The following is an 18,613-nucleotide window of genomic DNA, read 5'->3' as shown; positions in this document are numbered from 1 at the left end:
GGATTAAGCAGCTTGCTCTTTATTTAACGGCGAACTATTTTTCTGTTTATCAGTTTTTTCACTAGCCACAGCCAGGGCATCATATTCAAATTCATCAACATTGATTGTTCTTGAACGGCTGGCTTCTGCTTTCCGTAAAATGTCAGCTTCTTGTGGGGTAATTTTACCGTCAGCAAGTGCTTGCTCAGCAAGTTTATCTAAATTGGTAAAGTGCGGTTTGTGTGCATTTTGGCTAACTAAGCGTTCGAAGATTGGCTCAGCGGCAATAATATCTAATAACGCGGCATTAATTATGCCATGAGGGTTGGACTCACTGGGTGTCATATATTGACCGCGACCAATGCGATCACGTGTTTCTGATGGTGTCATCATAATTTTTGCTAGTTTATGATCAAGTTGATCATTAGGTGGGGAATAATGATAACCCAATGGGAAAATGATAATACGGATTAACATAGCTACTAGACGATTCGGAAAGTTACGTAGCAGTGCTTGCATGGCTTTCTCTGATTGAAACAAACAATCTTTTATTACCCATTCGACAATAGGCAAATCCATTGTTGGACGGCCATCATCCTGAAAACGTTTTAATGTTGCTGATGCTAAATAGAGGTGACTCAAAATATCGCCTAAACGGGCAGAAATACGTTCACGGCGTTTTAACCCGCCACCTAATACAGCCATAGAAATATCAGCCAGTAAGGCAAGATTGGCACTTTGTCGATTCAATTGCTGATAGAAGCGGCGAGTATTATCTTTTGTTGGTGCTTTGCTTGTTCTGCCGTTTGTTAGGCCTAAGTAGAAACTGCGGAATAGGTTACTTATTGTGTGGCTCAAATGGCTAAACAGTAATTTATCAAAAGTGACAATATCGTTATTTTGGGTTGCAGCTATTTCCTGCAAAAGGTAAGGATGACAGCGAATAGCCCCTTGGCCAAAAATCATCATACTTCGTGTTAAAATATTGGCGCCCTCAACAGTGATCGCAATAGGAGCCCCTTGATAAAACCGAGCGAGGAAATTTGCCGGACCCATACAAATACCTTTACCGCCAGCAATATCCATTGCATCAATAATTGCTTTTTGGCCTCGATGAGTACAGTGATATTTTACAATCGCAGAGAGGACGGCTGGTTTTTCGCCTGATACAATTGCTGTAGTAATTAACGTTGAAGCAGCATCCATTAAATAGGCATTACCAGCGATACGCGCTAAAGGCTCCTCAATACCTTCCATTTTTCCAATAGGTAGTTTGAATTGCCGACGGATATAGGCATATGCGCCGATTGCCATTGCAATACTTTTTAAGCCACCCGTAGCGTTAGATGGAAGCGTAATACCACGACCAATAGAAAGACATTCCATTAACATACGCCAGCCTTGGCCGGCCATTTTGGCACCACCGATAATATAATCAATCGGCACAAAAATATCTTTACCGCGTGTAGGGCCATTTTGGAAAGGAATATTCAAAGGAAAATGGCGATGGCCAATTTCTACCCCATCAATATTGGTAGGTATCAAAGCGCACGTAATGCCGAGATCGGCTATATCGCCCAATAAATGATCAGGATCATAAAGTTTAAAGGCTAGCCCTAATACTGTAGCTACCGGCGCTAAGGTAATATAACGTTTATTCCAATTTAGACGCATACCTAATATCTGTTGGTTTTCCCATTCGCCCATACAGACAACACCGCTATCAGGAATAGCTCCAGCATCGGAACCGGCTTCAGGACTGGTTAATGCAAAACAGGGGATCTCTTCACCGCGCGCTAGTTTGGGGAGATAGTGCTGTTTTTGCTCATCTGTGCCATAATGTTGTAAAAGTTCTCCTGGGCCTAATGAGTTAGGTAAACCAACAGTAATGGCTAATATACCGGAAACCCCAGCTAATTTTTGTAATACCAGCGCTTGAGCATAAGCAGAAAATTCCAGTCCACCATACTCTTTTTTGATGATCATCGCGAAAAAACGGTGTTGCTTTAAATGTTGCCATAATTCAGTGGGTAGATCGGCTAGTTCATGGCTAATTTGAAAGTCATTAGCCATACGGCATGCTTCTTCAACTGGGCCATTTAGAAAGGCTTGTTCTTCAGCTGTTAATTGCGGTTTTGGATAATTATGTAATTTATCCCAGTTAGGCGTACCTTGAAATAAGTCGCCTTCCCACCAAGTTGTGCCCGCCTCGATGGCTTCTTTCTCGGTTTTTGACATGGCGGGGATAATTTTCTGAAAAATTTGTAAGGCTTTGCTAGAAATAAATGAGCGGCGAACTGGCAAGTAGACCAGCGGGAATAATATCGCTGCTGCGAGTAATAACGTCCAATAATACCATAAACCAGCACTAGCCATAACTAAACAATAAGCAAGTATAAGTAGGCTACTAAATAGTAGATTCGTTTTGTGATAACAAAGAATTCCGAATAAACCAATAAATAGAAAAAAAGTGAGTAGAGCCATCATGGTACTCCTGATTATGATTAAACTAAGTCATCGGAGGTCATATCTGTGTTTTTTCTTATCTTTAATCTATGTAATTTTATTTATCAATATTTTTACATGTTAATTACAATGTAGTTCACAAATTATTTATTGAACTTAACTTAGTTATGATAAGTATCTTTGATACTTCTTTCATAAAGTTTAATCCGTTACACTGGGATTGTTGAAAAAAATAATATTTTATTAGGAGTAAAAATGATGTATCAGGAGCTTATTTGTGCTGAATTAGAAGAAGCGGCGGTTACATTGAAGAATTTTCTTAATAACAAAGAAAATATCGAAGCGATTGAGCAAGCCGCGATTATGTTGGCAAATGCCTTTAAAGCGGGAGGAAAAGTAATATCTTGTGGCAATGGTGGTTCGCATTGTGATGCCATGCATTTTGCCGAAGAATTAACTGGACGTTATCGGGAAAATCGGCCAGGTTATCCTGCCATTGCGATTTCCGATGTTAGTCATCTCTCCTGCGTTGGTAATGACTTTGGCTATGACTATGTTTTTTCTCGCTATATAGAAGCTGTGGGTAAAGAAGGAGATATACTCTTTGCGCTTTCCACATCAGGTAATTCTGGCAATATCATTAAGGCAATCGAGGTTGCGCGTGCGAAAGGAATGCAAGTGATTATACTGACAGGTAAAGAAGGTGGAAAAATGGCAGGAACCGCTGATATTGAGATCCGTGTACCTCATTTTGGCTATGCCGATCGGATCCAAGAAATTCATATTAAAGTGATCCATATCTTAATTCAGTTAATAGAGAAAGAGATGGTAAAATAGTATTGCTATACAATATTGCCGGATGGGTAAGGCATTTATTTTACATGATAATGTTTGAATTTAGCAATTTCATTCTGGCATAAAGGAGGCATTATGTGTGAATTACTCGGTATGAATGCTAATGTCCCGACAGATATTAATTTTAGTTTAAGTGGTCTTATCTCTCGAGGAGGCCAGACAGGGCCACATAAAGATGGTTGGGGGATCACTTTTTATGAAGGTCGAGGATGCCGAACATTTAAAGATCCTAAGCCTTGTTATCAGTCGCCAATTGCGCGCTTTGTACAAGAGTATCCGATTAAGTCAGAAGCAGTTATTGCGCATATTCGCCAGGCAAATCGAGGTGATGTTTTATTAGAAAACACCCATCCTTTTACCAGAGAACTATGGGGAAAAAATTGGACTTATGCTCACAACGGCCAACTTAAAGGTTATAAAAAATTAGCAGTAGGGCATTATCGGCCAATTGGAGCGACAGATAGTGAGTGGGTATTTTGTTGGATGTTAAATCAACTTTCAGAAAAATATCCTAAAAAACCGGCTAACTGGTTAACTGTATATCGATTTATTGCCAAACTGGCTGATCAATTAAAGCTAATGGGGGTATTTAATATGTTGATTTCCGATGGACGATACATGATGGCCTATTGCGCGACTAATTTGCATTGGCTTACACGCAAAGCACCTTTTGGTAAGGCAAGGTTGCTTGATAACGATATTGAAATCGATTTTCAGCAACATACTCAAACAACTGATATCGTATCAGTGATTGCAACCCAGCCTCTAACTGGCAATGAGTATTGGCACCGAATCCAGCCGGGGAGTTTTGTTTTATTCCATTTGGGCACGCGCATACTGTAATCTTTCACCTACTATAGCTGGCGATGATTGACGATTAGGAAATTTGTTTACTAAATATTGTCCTTGTTCAATATTAATTACCGGCAATTGATTTGTTTTAGTAAAATATTCATATGCGGGTTGCAGTTGCTGCCAAAACATATAGTAACGTGAATTCCGGTGACGATTCATATTGGCCGATGTCATTTTAAAAGGATAAATATTGACCTGTATTTCATATTGGCCATTCTGTAAGGCATTTTCCACATAACGATAGATTTCATTTATATAGCGATCAGTCATAGCATAGCAGCCAATTGACCTACAGCCACCATGTACCATTAAATAAGCACCTGTATAACCATGAGCTCGGTCATATTCATTAGGAAAACCTAAATTAAAAGCGCGATAATATTTACTATTGGGTTTTAATTGTGAGCGTGTAATGCGATAAAATCCTTCTGGACTTTTTAAGTCACCTTCTCTTGTTTTAGGCCCTAATCCACCAGAAAAATTACAGATTGGATAGCTTTTAAATAAGGAAAATAACCCTTTTTCATTTTTAGTATAGAGTTCAAGTACTCTTTCTTCTTTAAAAATTTGAATAAATAGTGAATTATTTAAGTGTTTTTTGCTGTTATTACGGATATCCAATGGATAATATAGCCTTGACGCTGAGTAGCTATTACTGATAAAAAATAAAAGGGAAAAGATCCCTATGCTAATAAAAAAAGAGCGTTTCATAAGTTCCATACAAAAGTGAGTTATTGTACAAAAAAAGTACATAAATATTAATCATACATTTGTATTGTAGTTTTTTATATTAAAAATTAATAATTTTGTCTCCTGCCATTTTTGGCTTATTTCGCTAAAAATTCTAATATCCATCGAAAAAGATGATTTGAATGATCGTTATTTGCGAATTGTTCTTAAAATAATAAAAAATTTATTCTTATTTGCTTGAACTAAATCACTTGTTGTATCAGACAGCAAGCCAGGGAACTGATAAAATCGTCTTCGTTAAAATAATAGGTAAATTGTAATTAATTGGTGGGGATTCATTAGCTGGCTTGTTTCAATTATTCAACAGCCTTTTAATTATTGGTTGCTATCTGATTTCATTTGAAATCGTTAGCTTAGGGTTTAACTGATAAACTTGTGCAATTCTTATGATTAAAATTAAAAAAGGACTCAACCTCCCGATTGCAGGAGTGCCCGCTCAAGTGATAGCGGATAGCCCTGTCATTCATCATGTTGCAGTATTGGGTGAAGAGTATATAGGGATGCGTCCTTCAATGTTGGTGAAGGAAGGTGAGCAAGTTAAAAAGGGGCAAATTCTTTTCGAAGATAAGAAAAATCCAGGCGTATTTTTTACCAGCCCGGCTTGTGGCACTATCATAAAAATCAATCGAGGTGAACGCCGAGTACTTCAATCTATTGTTATTGAAATTCATGGCGATGAGCAAATTGTATTTAATCGTTATGATAATAATCAACTTGATACATTAACGTATCAACAAGTAGAAGCTAATTTACTTCAGTCAGGTTTGTGGACAGCAATGCGAACGCGTCCTTTTAGCCATACTCCAGTACCAGGTAGCAGCCCAAAAGCAATTTTTGTTACGGCGATGGATACGCGTCCACTGGCGGCGGATCCGTTGTTGATTATTGCCGAAGAGCAAATGGCATTCAATGATGGTTTGAAAGTATTGACTAAATTAACTGAAGGAAAAATTTATGTTTGCCATGGAGACGGTAACTTAGTCAAGTTTACTGGTAATGAACAAATTATTTATAAGCAGTTTATTGGCCCACATCCTGCGGGGTTAGTCGGCACCCATATCCATTTTCTAGAGCCGGTTAGTGCCGAGAAAACTGTCTGGCATTTAAATTATCAAGACGTGATTGCGATTGGTAAACTTTTTACGACCGGCCATCTTTATTCGGATCGCGTAATCTCACTGGCAGGACCTCAAGTTAAAAAGCCACGTTTAGTTCGGACTTGTTTAGGCGCTGATCTGTACGAATTAACGGAAGGTGAACTAAAAATAGGAGAAAATAGAATTATCTCAGGGTCAATTTTATGGGGTAATAAATGTGATGATACACGAGGTTATTTGGGCAGATTCCATAATCAAGTTTCGGTATTACGTGAAGGACGTGAAAAAGAGTTATTTGGCTGGATTGCGCCTGGAATAGATAAGTTTACTATTACCCGCACCACACTTGGCCACTTTCTGAAAAATAAACAGTTTAATTTCACTACCACGACTAATGGTAGTGAACGTTCTATAGTTCCAATTGGTAATTATGAACGCATTATGCCGCTTGATATTATGATCACCCATTTGTTACGCGATCTGCTTGTTGGTGATTTAGCCAGCTCTCAGCAACTTGGTTGTCTTGAACTGGATGAGGAAGATTTGGAGCTGTGCACCTATGTTTGCCCAGCCAAATATGAGTATGGTCCTGTACTACGTAAGGTATTGGCCAGAATTGAGCAAGAAGGTTAACTACATGGGCTTAAAGAATTTATTTGAAAAGTATGAACGTCATTTTGAACCCGGTGGAAAACTAGAAAAATACTATGTGCTCTATGAAGCAGTGGCGACTATTTTTTATACTCCGGGAACAATCACACACGGGCGATCGCATGTTCGTGATAGTATTGATCTAAAGCGAATGATGATTCTAGTCTGGTTGTCCGTTTTTCCAGCCATGTTTTGGGGAATGTATAATGTCGGCGCACAAGCGATTCCAGCTCTTTATCAATTAAATAGTGAAGCTGAATTGCAGAAGATCCTGGTGTCCGATTGGCATTATAGCATCGCTCAGTTTTTGGGCGCTTCATTAACACCAGAGGCTGGCTGGGCAAGTAAAATGTTGCTTGGTGCGGTATATTTTTTACCTATCTATATAGTAGTTTTTTTAGTTGGTGGTTTTTGGGAAGTATTATTTTCATTGATTCGTGGTAATGAAATCAATGAAGGCTTCTTTGTCTCTTCTATTTTGTTTGCCCTTATTGTACCGCCTACTATACCGCTTTGGCAGGCAGCATTAGGTATTACGTTTGGTATTGTTGTGGCGAAAGAAATTTTTGGTGGTACTGGACGTAATTTTATAAATCCAGCATTAGCTGGGCGTGCATTTCTATTTTTTGCTTATCCAGCTCAAATTTCAGGTGATTTAGTTTGGACTGCAACAGATGGTTTCTCTGGTGCTACGCCGTTGTCACAATGGGCGAGGGGTGGAGATCATGCACTAATAAATAATTTGACCCATCAGCCTGTGACTTGGATGGATGCTTTTTTGGGCAATATTCCAGGCTCGATTGGTGAAGTTTCAACTTTAATGATCTTAATCGGTGGGGCGTTGATTTTATTTTGCCGAATAGCTTCGTGGCGTATCGTTGCCGGTGTGATGATAGGTATGATGGCAATGTCTTATCTATTTAATGCGATTGGATCATCGACTAATCCATTATTTGCGATGCCTTGGTACTGGCATTTAGTGCTAGGCGGTTTTGCTTTTGGCATGATGTTTATGGCGACAGATCCTGTTTCGGCCTCTTTTACTAATGAAGGTAAATGGGCATATGGCATGCTGATTGGTGTGATGTGTGTTCTCATCAGAGTCATTAATCCTGCTTATCCGGAAGGAATGATGTTGGCGATTTTGTTTGCCAACTTATTTGCGCCTCTGTTTGATTATCTGGTAGTTCAGGCAAATATTAAACGGAGAAAAGCCCGTGGCTAACGATAAAATAAAAAATCCCAAAGATAGCGTCGGCAGAACATTTCTTGTGGTATTTATTCTGTGTTTAGTTTGTTCAATAGTTGTATCTGGTGCAGCGGTCGGTTTGAAATCTAGACAGCAAGCACAAAAATTATTAGATAAGCAACGTAATATTCTTGATATAGCTGGTTTACTCAAGCCAAAAATGTCAGCTAAAGAGATACAATCTCTTTATAATGCTCGTATTAGCGCTAAAATTTTGGACTTCAAAACAGCTGAAATATCAAATAGTAATGGCAACTTCGATCTTAATAGTCAACTGCGTAATGATGACACACGAATTGTATTATCACCAGAACAAGATGTAGCTAAGATTCGTTATAGAGCCAACCTGGCAGAAATTTATTTAGTCAATGATGATCATGGGAAAACCATGGCACTTGTTTTACCGGTTTATGGTTCTGGTTTATGGTCAGTAATGTATGCTTTTATCGCTGTTGATATAGATGGAATCACATCACGTGGTATAACTTATTATTCTCATGGTGAAACGCCAGGTTTAGGTGGAGAAGTGGATAATCCACAATGGCGCGCCCAATGGATTGGTAAAAAACTCTACAATCAACAAGGGGAACCTGCGATAAAAATTGTGCGTGGTGGCGCAATAGATGATCCCTCTAGTATCGATGGCCTATCAGGAGCAACACTAACATCAAACGGTATTCAGAAAATGTTTGATTTCTGGTTGGGTAATAATGGTTTTGGTCCGTTTCTGGATAAAGTACGCAAAGGAGAGTTAAATCATGGCTGATAGTAAAGAGATTAAACGCGTGCTGATTGGACCTTTATTGGATAATAATCCTATTGCATTGCAAGTTTTAGGCGTTTGTTCGGCTTTAGCGGTAACGACAAAATTAGAAACTGCTCTTGTAATGGCTATTGCTGTGACCTTAGTGACTGGTTTTTCTAGCTTTTTTATCTCATTGATTCGTCATTATATTCCTAGTAGTGTGCGAATTATTGCTCAAATGACAATTATTGCTTCTTTGGTTATTGTTGTTGATCAAATCCTGCGCGCTTACGCTTATGAAGTCTCTAAGCAACTTTCCGTATTTGTCGGTTTAATTATTACTAATTGTATCGTTATGGGACGAGCGGAAGCTTATGCAATGAAATCGCCACCAATTGAAAGTTTCATGGATGGTATAGGTAATGGTTTGGGATATGGCGCTATTTTAATTTTAGTTGGTTTCCTAAGAGAACTATTTGGTTCAGGTAAACTATTCGGTATTACTATTCTGCAATCGGTTCAGAATGGTGGTTGGTATCAGCCAAATGGCTTGTTCCTGCTTGCACCAAGTGCGTTTTTCATCATTGGTATGTTGATTTGGGGACTGCGCACATTAAAACCTTCACAGGTTGAAAAGGAGTAACAGACGCAATGGAACATTATATCAGCTTGTTTGTTCGAGCTGTGTTTATTGAAAACATGGCTCTTGCCTTTTTTCTGGGTATGTGTACATTTTTGGCTGTTTCTAAAAATGTCAAAACTGCTTTTGGGTTAGGTATTGCAGTTACTGTTGTTCTGGGTATTTCCGTACCCGCAAATAATTTAGTTTATAATTTCATTTTACGTGATGGTGCCCTGATCGAGGGAGTTGATTTAAGTTTTTTAAATTTCATAACTTTTATTGGTGTCATTGCCGCATTAGTACAAATTCTTGAAATGATTTTGAATCGTTATTTTCCCGCCCTTTATAACGCATTAGGTATTTTTCTACCATTGATCACCGTTAATTGTGCGATTTTTGGTGGTGTCTCGTTTATGGCCCAGCGTGAATATAATTTTAGTGAATCTATTGTTTATGGATTTGGTTCAGGATTGGGATGGATGCTAGCCATTGTTTTATTGGCATCTATTCGTGAAAAAATGAAATATGCTGATATCCCATCGGGTTTAAAAGGTTTAGGGATCACCTTTGTCACTACTGGTTTGATGGCATTGGGTTTTATGTCTTTTTCCGGTGTACAGTTATAAGGGTGAAAATAATTCATGGATATTATTATTCTTGGTGTCGTAATGTTTACCCTAATTGTGTTGATTCTAACGGCAATGATTTTATTTGCCAAATCTAGATTAGTAAACACAGGGGATGTAAAAATTGAAGTTAATGGTGACCCTAAAAAGAGTTTTGCTGCTCCAGCAGGCGATAAGCTATTAAATATGTTGTCCAATCAGGGTATTTTTGTTTCATCTGCCTGTGGCGGCGGAGGTTCTTGTGGCCAATGTCGGGTGACAATCAAGCAGGGTGGCGGTGATATCCTGCCTACTGAACTGGCCCATATTAATAAACGCGAAGCCAGAGCAGGATGTCGTTTGGCTTGTCAGGTTAATGTAAAACAGGATCTGAAAATTGAATTACCTGAAGAGATTTTTGGGGTAAAAAAATGGGAATGTGAAGTTATTTCGAATGAGAATAAAGCCACTTTCATTAAAGAACTAAAATTAAAAATTCCCGCAGGAGAAGTTGTCCCTTTTCGGGCAGGTGGCTATATTCAGATCGAATGTCCGCCACATAAAGTTTCTTATGCTGATTTTGATGTGCCTGATGAGTATCGTGAAGATTGGGATAAATTTAATCTATTTCGTTATGTCTCTGAAGCAAAAGAGCAGACAGTAAGAGCTTATTCAATGGCAAATTATCCAGAAGAACATGGAATTATCATGTTAAACGTCAGGATAGCAACACCACCGCCAAAAGCCGCAGATTTACCTCCAGGGATCATGTCCTCTTACATTTGGTCATTAAAACCAGGTGATAAAGTTACTATTTCTGGGCCATTTGGTGAATTTTTTGCTAAAGATACCAATGCGGAAATGATTTTTATTGGTGGCGGGGCGGGTATGGCACCAATGCGCTCACATATTTTTGATCAATTAAAGCGCTTAAATTCTAAACGGAAAATCAGTTTTTGGTATGGGGCCCGTTCAAAACGTGAAATGTTTTATGTTGAAGATTTTGATCAATTGGCGGTTGAAAATAAAAATTTTACCTGGCATGTTGCGCTATCAGATGCAATGCCAGAAGATAATTGGCAAGGGTATACAGGCTTTATTCATAACGTTTTATATGAAAACTATTTGAAAGATCACCCAGCGCCAGAGGATTGTGAGTTTTATATGTGTGGTCCTCCTGTGATGAATGCCGCAGTTATTAAGATGCTTAAAGATTTAGGCGTTGAAGATGAAAATATTTTATTAGATGATTTCGGTGGTTAATTCTTTCCTGTCTTTTAACTCATGTATAATCATTGAGTTAATATGGACTTAATACTCTAAAAAATTTTATGCTGAAAAATAAATTATTCAATTGGACCATTACCTTATCTACTATTTTTATGCTTTGTGGGTGCTTTGAGACAGAGCAAAAGAGTATTCAAGGACAAACGATGGGAACTTACTATGTTGTTAAGTATGTTAATCAATCGTCTCATCCTTTTTGGGAAACATTGCGTGACGATATTGATAGCCGTTTAGAAGAAGTTAACAATCAGATGTCAACTTATCGCCCTAACTCTGAATTAAGCCAATTTAATCAATTTCAACACGTAAATACACCATTTCCTGTCTCACTAGCCATGATGACAGTGGTTAAAGAAGCAATTCATATTAATAGATTAACCCATGGCGCACTCGATATTACTATTGGGCCATTAGTTAATTTATGGGGATTTGGCCCAGAAGGCAGAATAACTAAATCACCGCCGGAAGAGACACTGGAGTTGCGTCGACAATGGATTGGTATTGATAAACTGGCAATTGATGGTAATAGTCTGATAAAAAAAATACCTCAACTCTATATAGATCTTTCAGCTATTGCTAAAGGGTACGGCGTTGATGTTATAGCAGAATATTTAGAGTCACAAAATATTCATAATTATATGGTCGATATTGGTGGCGAAGTCCGGACAAAAGGCCATAATGGCAAAGGTGTAGCGTGGCGTATTGCGATTGAAAAACCTTCGGACAAAGGGCTAGAACAGTCGGTACAAGAAATTATTGAGCCTGGCAATATGTCAGTTGCTACCTCTGGAGACTATCGTAATTATTTTGAACAAGATGGTGTCTATTATTCACATACTATTGATCCGAAGACCGGTAGACCGATTATTCATAATTTAATTTCTATTACTGTTATCGCCCCAACTTGCATGATGGCAGATGGTTTATCTACTGGCCTAAATGTGCTAGGGGCAGAAAAAGGAATGGAACTAGCTGAACGTTTGAATTTACCAGTTTTTATGGTCGTTACAACGAATAAAGGTTTTGAAGAGCGTTATAGTTCGGCATTTAAACCTTATTTGGTAAAAAGGATGTAACGGAGTCACATTATGTTAACAGTATTTATTGCTACTTTAGCTTTTTTCATACTTGCTTTTATTGCTATGTCTCTTGGATATATTTTTAAACGCAAGGAAATTCAAGGAAGTTGTGGTGGGTTAAGTAGTATAGGCATTGAAAAAGTTTGTGATTGCCCGCAGCCATGTGATCTTCGTAAGAAGCGTATGGCCAGGGAAAATTGTCAAAAGCAACAACAGATGAACAACCGTATTATTTAATAAAAAATCTCGTTATTAATAGTAATAACGAGGTTATTAATATTATGATTATTTTATATTTTTAAAATATTTAGGCGAATCGACCATAACTTCGTCTGCGCCTAGTTCTTTAGCTAGTTGATAGTCAGCTTCATCTTTTATGCCAAATAAAACGATATGTGCTCCGCCGCTAGCACGAAAACATTTCATTGCTTCATGATCCCAAACTAAATCGGATGATGAACGCGCTTCTCCAAGAGTATATTTTTCGACAACTTCTACTTTACGCCGTAGTTCCAGTCCATACCAGCGCTGAGTATTAATTCTTTTATCAATCAAACAATGATGATTCATAGTAATATTTGCCAGAATATCACGGGTTTCATCACGACTTTCAAAACGTTGGATATGATCAGATAAAGCATTTAAGAAAGCTTCGTTGGTAGAATAAAAGCGAGTACGCCGAAAAGCTTTTTCTTCTTTTAATACTTTTTCAATCGCTTGTGCTTGTTCGTAAGGATCGGCATCGGGAGATTTCAGATCGATATAGAAATCGGTCGCCCGAAACTGTTGCAGTACTTGTTTTAATGTAGGAATGACAATACCTTTATTGCAATAAAGATGGTTATGACGGGAACCAAAACGGTATCCAGCATCCGCTTTCATAAGTTGCTGTGCACGGTAAGAGGAAACCGGGCCGCTTTTATTGGTTAATGTATTTAAATCAGATGGGCGATATAATATGGGCACTTTATCACTGGAAAGTTGCACGGTGATCCATATTTTATCTGCGCCATTTTTCAATGCCTGATCGATAGCATAAATGGTATTTTCTGGCGCATCGGCAGTTCCTCCACGATGGGCAACAATTTTCGGTGAATTTGCTAAGGCAGTCACTGAACAGAGCAAAAGTAGTACGGCGGTGATACTTTTATGCATTATCTTCTCCATAAGTTGTGTGTATGAAAAATATTATCAATTAATTTTATTATTAAAAGCTACCGATTAAATATAAATTAATATAGCAGATTTTTATTATTTTTTATCGTAAATATAAAAATATAACTTAGCTTTATGTTGTTTATAAAATTATTTATTTTTTTAATTATAATATCGAAATTTATTTTCTGGCTAAATAATTTTTTCTATTGTCAGTTAGAATAGTATATATTATTTTAAATTATTTTATCTTTTTAATGATAAGTTGGTGTAATAGAGTTTATTATCTATTAGATAAAATTAGTTATAATATCATCATAAAATAAATTTATTTTATCGTCATATTATATGAGAATACCTTAATTTTTTATATGTTATATTGATGGGAATTTTTTATCCTTCTTGTTTGTAAAAATAATTAAAAATTATAATTAGAAATTATTCTTTAATAAAGTTTGAATAATAAATTACAAAATTTTTTTCTTTCTATATTCTGTCATTTTTAATTTAAATTTATTTTATTTTATTAATAATGAAAATAGCTATCGCTTAATATAAAATAGGATATTATAATTATAATATTTCAAATCGACTTATTGGTTTATAGATAATAGTAAAATAGTATTATTAAATTTTTTAAATTAAGGAATAATATTAACTACTATTATTTAAATTATTTTTTAATTAAAAAGGCTATTAATCATGAAAGTTTATACGTTTAATAACGTGGTAAAGGATCCTTTTTGTCGAGGAAAACAGATTGGTGAATATTGGGCGCCGCAAATAAAACAGACGGTAATGCTTTATTTGGATTTTTTTTCTCGTATTGGTATAACTGGCGATCAGGTGAAAAGAATTGGAGAAAATAGTTTGGCTGCCCTGGAATATTGGTGTCCGGATTTGGTAAGTGAAATTGAAGCAACAGCTATGGGAGCTAATCTTCCGATTTGGTATCTAGCAAGTTTAAATGCACGCACTGAAATTTTATCAACAAAGTCAACATCCTATGCTAGTGAATGCTCTACCGCAATTTATACAGCTCCTGATATTAATATGCCGCAAACCATGCAAACCTGGGATTGGCATGATGTTTTAGCGCCTAATGGGTTGATGATTCAATTACAGAATAGAAAAGGGATGCAATTTAAGCTTTTTACTGAATTTGGTATGTTAGCTAAAATTGGTGTTAACAGTGCTGGATTAGGTTTACATTTTAATATCTTACATCATACAAGTGACAATGATTCTGGTGGTGTGCCTGTACATGCAGTAGCTCGCCGAATATTAGAAGAAGCAACAACCGTAGAAGAGGCTATCGCTTTAGCATGTTCTGCGCAAGTAAGTGCGTCGTCAGTATTAAGTGTATTTTGCCATCAGGCAGCACGATGCCGAGCCGTAAGTATTGAGTTAAGTCCATTTCGGTCAGCGATTGTTTACCCACAACAAAATAATTGGTTACTTCATACTAATCATTTTCTAGCGTCTGAATTGGTTTCGGGGGAAGGTACTACTGATGATACGACTTATAAACGTTATCAACATCTAAAAAGCGTATCTAGTGATATGAAAAATAAAAGCACTATGGCGCGCGCGGCTGCAATGTGTGGTCCCGAAGGGGAGCAATCACCAATTTGTTTTCTGCCTAACAGTTCGCAACCGGATACAGAGCGTTGGCAAACTTTATTAACAATAAGTATTAATACTAAAAATGGTATATTAAAATATGCAGCTGGCAATCCTTATCAATTATCTCAAACCGGTTATCTTTCTTTCTAACAAGAAAAATTATTAAATCTAAAAAAAGTAATACGCTATTTTAATCAAGTATTTTATGGCCAAAATCCTATTATTGGATTGAGCTGTTATTGTGATTGAGTTTTTTATTTACGCTTAATAAAATTCTTACTATACTGTTTATTTAAACAGCATTGTCAGGAGCAGGAAGTGGTGCGCAAAATTATCCATATTGATATGGATTGCTTTTATGCAGCCATAGAAATGCGTGACAATCCTTCTTTGCGCACTATTCCGCTAGCGATTGGAGGTAGAGCCGATCGTCGTGGGGTAGTTAGTACAGCCAATTATTTAGCTCGACGTTATGGCGTGCATAGTGCGATGTCTACAGCTTTAGCACTTAAACATTGCCCACAATTGAAAATCATTCCTGGCCGCATGTCCTTATATAAAAAAATATCATGGCAGATACGGCAAATTCTGCTCGATTTTACCCACTTAGTTGAGCCTATTTCTTTAGATGAAGCTTATCTTGATGTGACCAATAGTCCCCATTATCACGGTTCCGCAACATTAATAGCTAATGCAATTAGACAGCGAATTTTTAATGAATTATCGCTTACCGCATCAGCCGGTATCGCACCAGTCAAATTTCTCGCTAAAATTGCTTCTGATATGAATAAACCCAATGGCCAATATGTTATTACGCCTGAGCAAGTGGCCAATTTTATTTATCCATTACCATTAAGAAAATTCCTGGGGTGGGTAAAGTTACTGCACAACGGTTACAAAAAATGGGGTTGGAAACCTGCGGCGATATACAACAATTTGATTTAATTAGATTAGTGAAAGAATTAGGTAAGTTTGGTCAAGTTTTATGGGATCTTAGCCATGGCGTAGATCAGCGTAGGATTAATAGTGAGCGTTTACGCAAATCAATTGGGGTAGAGCGGACGGTTGCTAAAGATATTTATCAATGGGATGACTGTATGAAAATTATTGAACGACTCTACCCAGAGCTTGAGAGCCGATTAGCAAAAATTAAACCGGAGCTTAGCATTGCCAGTCAAGGGGTTAAGATGAAATTTGCTGATTTTCAATTAACGACTCAAGAGCATAGTTATCCAATTTTAAGTAAAGCTGATCTTATTCAAATAGCGCAACAGATTTGGCAACAAAGGCGAGCGGATCGTGGAGTTAGATTAGTTGGACTGCATGTCACTTTACAAAATCCACAATTAGAAAAGCAGTTAATACTGAATTGGTGAAAAGCAGGCTAAGTTTAGCCTGCAATGAGTGCTAACTTTTCTCAGGTATTGATTTGAGTACGGATGTTAACAACTGCCAATATTTAGCGACACTTTTAATATTGGCGCGTTCGTCGGGTGAATGGGCACCATATATCGTTGGCCCAATGGAGACCATATCCATTTGCGGGTAAGGTTTTTTAAATAGCCCACATTCTAAACCAGCATGGATCACCATGATCTTTGGAGCTTTACCAAATAGTTGCTGATAGGTGTTGCTAACAAGTGCCATGACGGGCGATTGCGGATCGGGTTTCCAGCCAGGATAGCTGCCTTTATGTTTAAATTCTGCCCCGGCAAGCATCGATAATGATGTCAGCATATTAACGACATAATCTTTGCCCGTTTCGATTAATGAGCGAATTAAAAAAGTAATTTCGGCCTTTTTTTCATCCATATCAACAACGCCAGTATTGAGTGAGGTTTCAACAACATCTTTTATTTCGTCGCTCATCCGAATAACCCCATTAGGCGCAGCATTGAGAAAGTGTAATAAACGAGATTGGCAATCCACGGATAGTGCTAATAATTCTGTTGTTGTCTCAGCAAGGGTAATAATTAAGTTTTTTTCAATTGCGGCAAATTCTGATTTTAGTAGTGCTAGATAGTGATTTTTGCTGGTTTCTAAATTAGCCGCTACTGATATTGGCACTGCAACAATCGCTTCACTCTCACGTGGGATCGCATTACGTAAACTACCACCTTGAATATGAATGAGCTTTAATTGTAATTCACTCGCATGGGCTGCGAGAAAACGTGCCAATAGTTTATTGGCATTCGCTAATCCTAAATGAATATCACCACCCGAATGACCACCAGTTAACCCTTTTAGTGTTATTTTGTATACTTTATGATTAGCAGGAATAGCTTCTCTTGCCAATGTAAAGGTGGTAGTAAAATCAACGCCGCCGGCGCAACCCATGTAGATCTCGCCTTCTTGTTCCGAATCGGTATTGATCAGAATATCCGCTTGTAACCAATTTGGCTGTATGCCAAACGCCCCAACCATACCGGTTTCTTCTGTCATGGTGAGTAAAACTTCTAGCGGGCCATGTTTGACATTCTCATCATCCAGTACGGCTAAAGCGGAAGCCATACCGATACCATTATCTGCACCTAATGTGGTACCTTGCGCTTTTACCCACTCATTATCTACGTAGGGACGGATAGGATCCTGCGTAAAATCGTGCTGAATATCACTGTTTTTTTGTGGCACCATATCCAAATGGGCTTGAAGAACAACCGGCAGGAGATTTTCCAAGCCGACAGTTGCCGGTTTGCGAATAAGAATATTACCGACCTTATCGCGTTCAACACTAAGTTTTTTTCTCTCTGCCCATTGCATAATATAAGAAGCAAGTGCTTCCTCATGTCCAGATGGATGAGGAATTGCACAAATTTGTGCAAATATATCCCAAAGCGGCTGTGGTGTAAGTTGTGAAAGCTCAGACACGTTTTATCTCCTATTACTACCGTATTATTAAGATTGCTAATTAATTCTACCGTCTTGGTAAATATTATTTATTTTATTAATCAGAATATCACCTTCTGACATCTATGCCTTTAGTTAATTGTGATAATATTAATTAATTTCTGGTTTTTGTTATGACAAATCACTATAATCTCGCGCAATATTTTTTCCACTAATGTGCTTTGCTAAAATAGTCTCTAGTCGTTAGGATCAGAATTTTATGAGTGAAAAATACATCGTAACATGGGATATGTTGCAAATGCATGCCCGTACTTTGGCACAACGCTTATTACCTGCCAAGCAATGGAAAGGCATTATTGCTGTTAGCCGCGGTGGGCTTGTTCCAAGTGCTATTCTTGCTCGTGAATTAGGTTTACGCCATATCGATACTGTCTGTATTTCAAGCTACGACCATAATAACCAAAGAGAACTCAAAGTTATCAAGCGAGTGGAAGGTGATGGTGAAGGTTATATTGTTGTCGACGATTTGGTCGATACCGGCGGGACAGCACAAGCTATCAGGGATATGTTTCCTAAAGGCTATTTTGTGACTATTTTTGCAAAACCCGCGGGGCGTCCATTAGTTGATAATTATGTTATTGATATACCGCAAAATACCTGGATAGAACAGCCTTGGGATATGGAAAAAGAGGTTTTTATTAAGCCGCTTTGTGAACAATAATAATTGTTTTATTTATTTCGCTTT

At 37.6% G+C, this 18,613-nt stretch carries 16 protein-coding genes and 1 pseudogene; 13 read left to right on the top strand and 4 right to left on the bottom strand.

The annotated features are described in order from the left end of the window. Positions 1–3: 3 nt before the first annotated feature. Positions 4–2,463: an acyl-CoA dehydrogenase FadE gene (fadE, locus tag H1X92_RS12805; RefSeq protein ID WP_180560669.1), complete on the bottom strand. Its 2,460-nt coding sequence runs from the start codon at positions 2,461–2,463 to the stop codon at positions 4–6. A 240-nt stretch (positions 2,464–2,703) separates the two neighbouring features. Between fadE and lpcA the strand changes: the two genes are divergently transcribed. Continuing rightward, a complete protein-coding gene (lpcA, locus tag H1X92_RS12800) occupies positions 2,704–3,282 on the top strand; it encodes a D-sedoheptulose 7-phosphate isomerase (RefSeq protein WP_180560668.1) in 579 nt (192 codons plus the stop codon). A gap of 93 nt (positions 3,283–3,375) precedes the next feature. Then, positions 3,376–4,143, top strand: a complete 768-nt coding sequence (locus tag H1X92_RS12795) for a class II glutamine amidotransferase (protein WP_180560506.1) — start codon at positions 3,376–3,378, stop codon at positions 4,141–4,143. On the opposite strand, the gene H1X92_RS12790 is transcribed toward H1X92_RS12795, so the two are convergent. Beyond that, positions 4,114–4,866 (bottom strand): L,D-transpeptidase family protein, encoded by a 753-nt coding sequence (locus H1X92_RS12790; RefSeq protein ID WP_180560505.1) that lies wholly within the window; start codon positions 4,864–4,866, stop codon positions 4,114–4,116. The genes H1X92_RS12795 and H1X92_RS12790 overlap by 30 nt on opposite strands. A gap of 425 nt (positions 4,867–5,291) precedes the next feature. Between H1X92_RS12790 and H1X92_RS12785 the strand changes: the two genes are divergently transcribed. The 8 genes from H1X92_RS12785 to nqrM all read left to right on the top strand — a co-directional run bounded on the left by H1X92_RS12785 (position 5,292) and on the right by nqrM (position 12,477). Then, positions 5,292–6,635 carry a Na(+)-translocating NADH-quinone reductase subunit A gene (locus tag H1X92_RS12785; RefSeq protein ID WP_180560504.1) on the top strand — a complete coding sequence of 448 codons (1,344 nt, stop codon included), beginning with the start codon at positions 5,292–5,294 and terminating at the stop codon, positions 6,633–6,635. A gap of 4 nt (positions 6,636–6,639) precedes the next feature. Further along, entirely contained in the window at positions 6,640–7,878 is a 1,239-nt protein-coding gene (locus H1X92_RS12780; RefSeq protein WP_180560503.1) for an NADH:ubiquinone reductase (Na(+)-transporting) subunit B, read from the top strand. Beyond that, complete coding sequence (locus H1X92_RS12775) at positions 7,871–8,668, top strand: Na(+)-translocating NADH-quinone reductase subunit C (RefSeq protein ID WP_180560502.1); 798 nt, start codon at positions 7,871–7,873, stop codon at positions 8,666–8,668. The genes H1X92_RS12780 and H1X92_RS12775 overlap by 8 nt, the downstream gene beginning before the upstream one ends. Then, positions 8,661–9,290 (top strand): NADH:ubiquinone reductase (Na(+)-transporting) subunit D, encoded by a 630-nt coding sequence (locus H1X92_RS12770; protein ID WP_180560501.1) that lies wholly within the window; start codon positions 8,661–8,663, stop codon positions 9,288–9,290. The genes H1X92_RS12775 and H1X92_RS12770 overlap by 8 nt, the downstream gene beginning before the upstream one ends. A gap of 8 nt (positions 9,291–9,298) precedes the next feature. Continuing rightward, complete coding sequence (nqrE, locus tag H1X92_RS12765; protein ID WP_180560500.1) at positions 9,299–9,895, top strand: NADH:ubiquinone reductase (Na(+)-transporting) subunit E; 597 nt, start codon at positions 9,299–9,301, stop codon at positions 9,893–9,895. 15 nt (positions 9,896–9,910) lie between these two features. After that, positions 9,911–11,137 carry an NADH:ubiquinone reductase (Na(+)-transporting) subunit F gene (gene nqrF / locus H1X92_RS12760; protein ID WP_180560499.1) on the top strand — a complete coding sequence of 409 codons (1,227 nt, stop codon included), beginning with the start codon at positions 9,911–9,913 and terminating at the stop codon, positions 11,135–11,137. A gap of 68 nt (positions 11,138–11,205) precedes the next feature. Continuing rightward, the gene (locus tag H1X92_RS12755; RefSeq protein WP_180560498.1) at positions 11,206–12,237 is read left to right on the top strand and encodes an FAD:protein FMN transferase; all 1,032 of its coding nucleotides are present in this window, start codon (positions 11,206–11,208) and stop codon (positions 12,235–12,237) included. A gap of 12 nt (positions 12,238–12,249) precedes the next feature. After that, the gene (gene nqrM / locus H1X92_RS12750; RefSeq protein WP_180560497.1) at positions 12,250–12,477 is read left to right on the top strand and encodes a (Na+)-NQR maturation NqrM; all 228 of its coding nucleotides are present in this window, start codon (positions 12,250–12,252) and stop codon (positions 12,475–12,477) included. A 48-nt stretch (positions 12,478–12,525) separates the two neighbouring features. Here the strand turns inward: nqrM and H1X92_RS12745 are convergent, their stop codons facing one another. After that, a complete protein-coding gene (locus tag H1X92_RS12745) occupies positions 12,526–13,395 on the bottom strand; it encodes a glycerophosphodiester phosphodiesterase family protein (RefSeq protein WP_233458164.1) in 870 nt (289 codons plus the stop codon). A gap of 702 nt (positions 13,396–14,097) precedes the next feature. On the opposite strand from H1X92_RS12745, the gene H1X92_RS12740 reads away from it, so the two are divergent. Together H1X92_RS12740 and dinB are read left to right on the top strand one after the other, a co-directional pair. Continuing rightward, the gene (locus H1X92_RS12740) at positions 14,098–15,171 is read left to right on the top strand and encodes a C45 family autoproteolytic acyltransferase/hydolase (protein ID WP_180560495.1); all 1,074 of its coding nucleotides are present in this window, start codon (positions 14,098–14,100) and stop codon (positions 15,169–15,171) included. A 171-nt stretch (positions 15,172–15,342) separates the two neighbouring features. Continuing rightward, a pseudogene (gene dinB, locus H1X92_RS12735) lies at positions 15,343–16,397 on the top strand (DNA polymerase IV). 31 nt (positions 16,398–16,428) lie between these two features. On the opposite strand, the gene H1X92_RS12730 reads toward dinB, so the two are convergent. Beyond that, entirely contained in the window at positions 16,429–17,889 is a 1,461-nt protein-coding gene (locus H1X92_RS12730) for an aminoacyl-histidine dipeptidase (RefSeq protein ID WP_180560494.1), read from the bottom strand. Positions 17,890–18,127: 238 nt separating this feature from the next. On the opposite strand from H1X92_RS12730, the gene gpt reads away from it, so the two are divergent. Further along, entirely contained in the window at positions 18,128–18,589 is a 462-nt protein-coding gene (gene gpt, locus H1X92_RS12725) for a xanthine phosphoribosyltransferase (RefSeq protein WP_180560493.1), read from the top strand. The last annotated feature ends 24 nt before the right edge of the window (positions 18,590–18,613 follow it).

The sequence above is a fragment of the Arsenophonus endosymbiont of Apis mellifera genome, assembly GCF_903968575.1.
Classification (GTDB): Bacteria; Pseudomonadota; Gammaproteobacteria; order Enterobacterales; family Enterobacteriaceae; genus Arsenophonus; species Arsenophonus apicola.
Note: the sequence above shows the minus strand (reverse complement) of the source record. Positions and strands in the feature narration are given on the sequence as shown.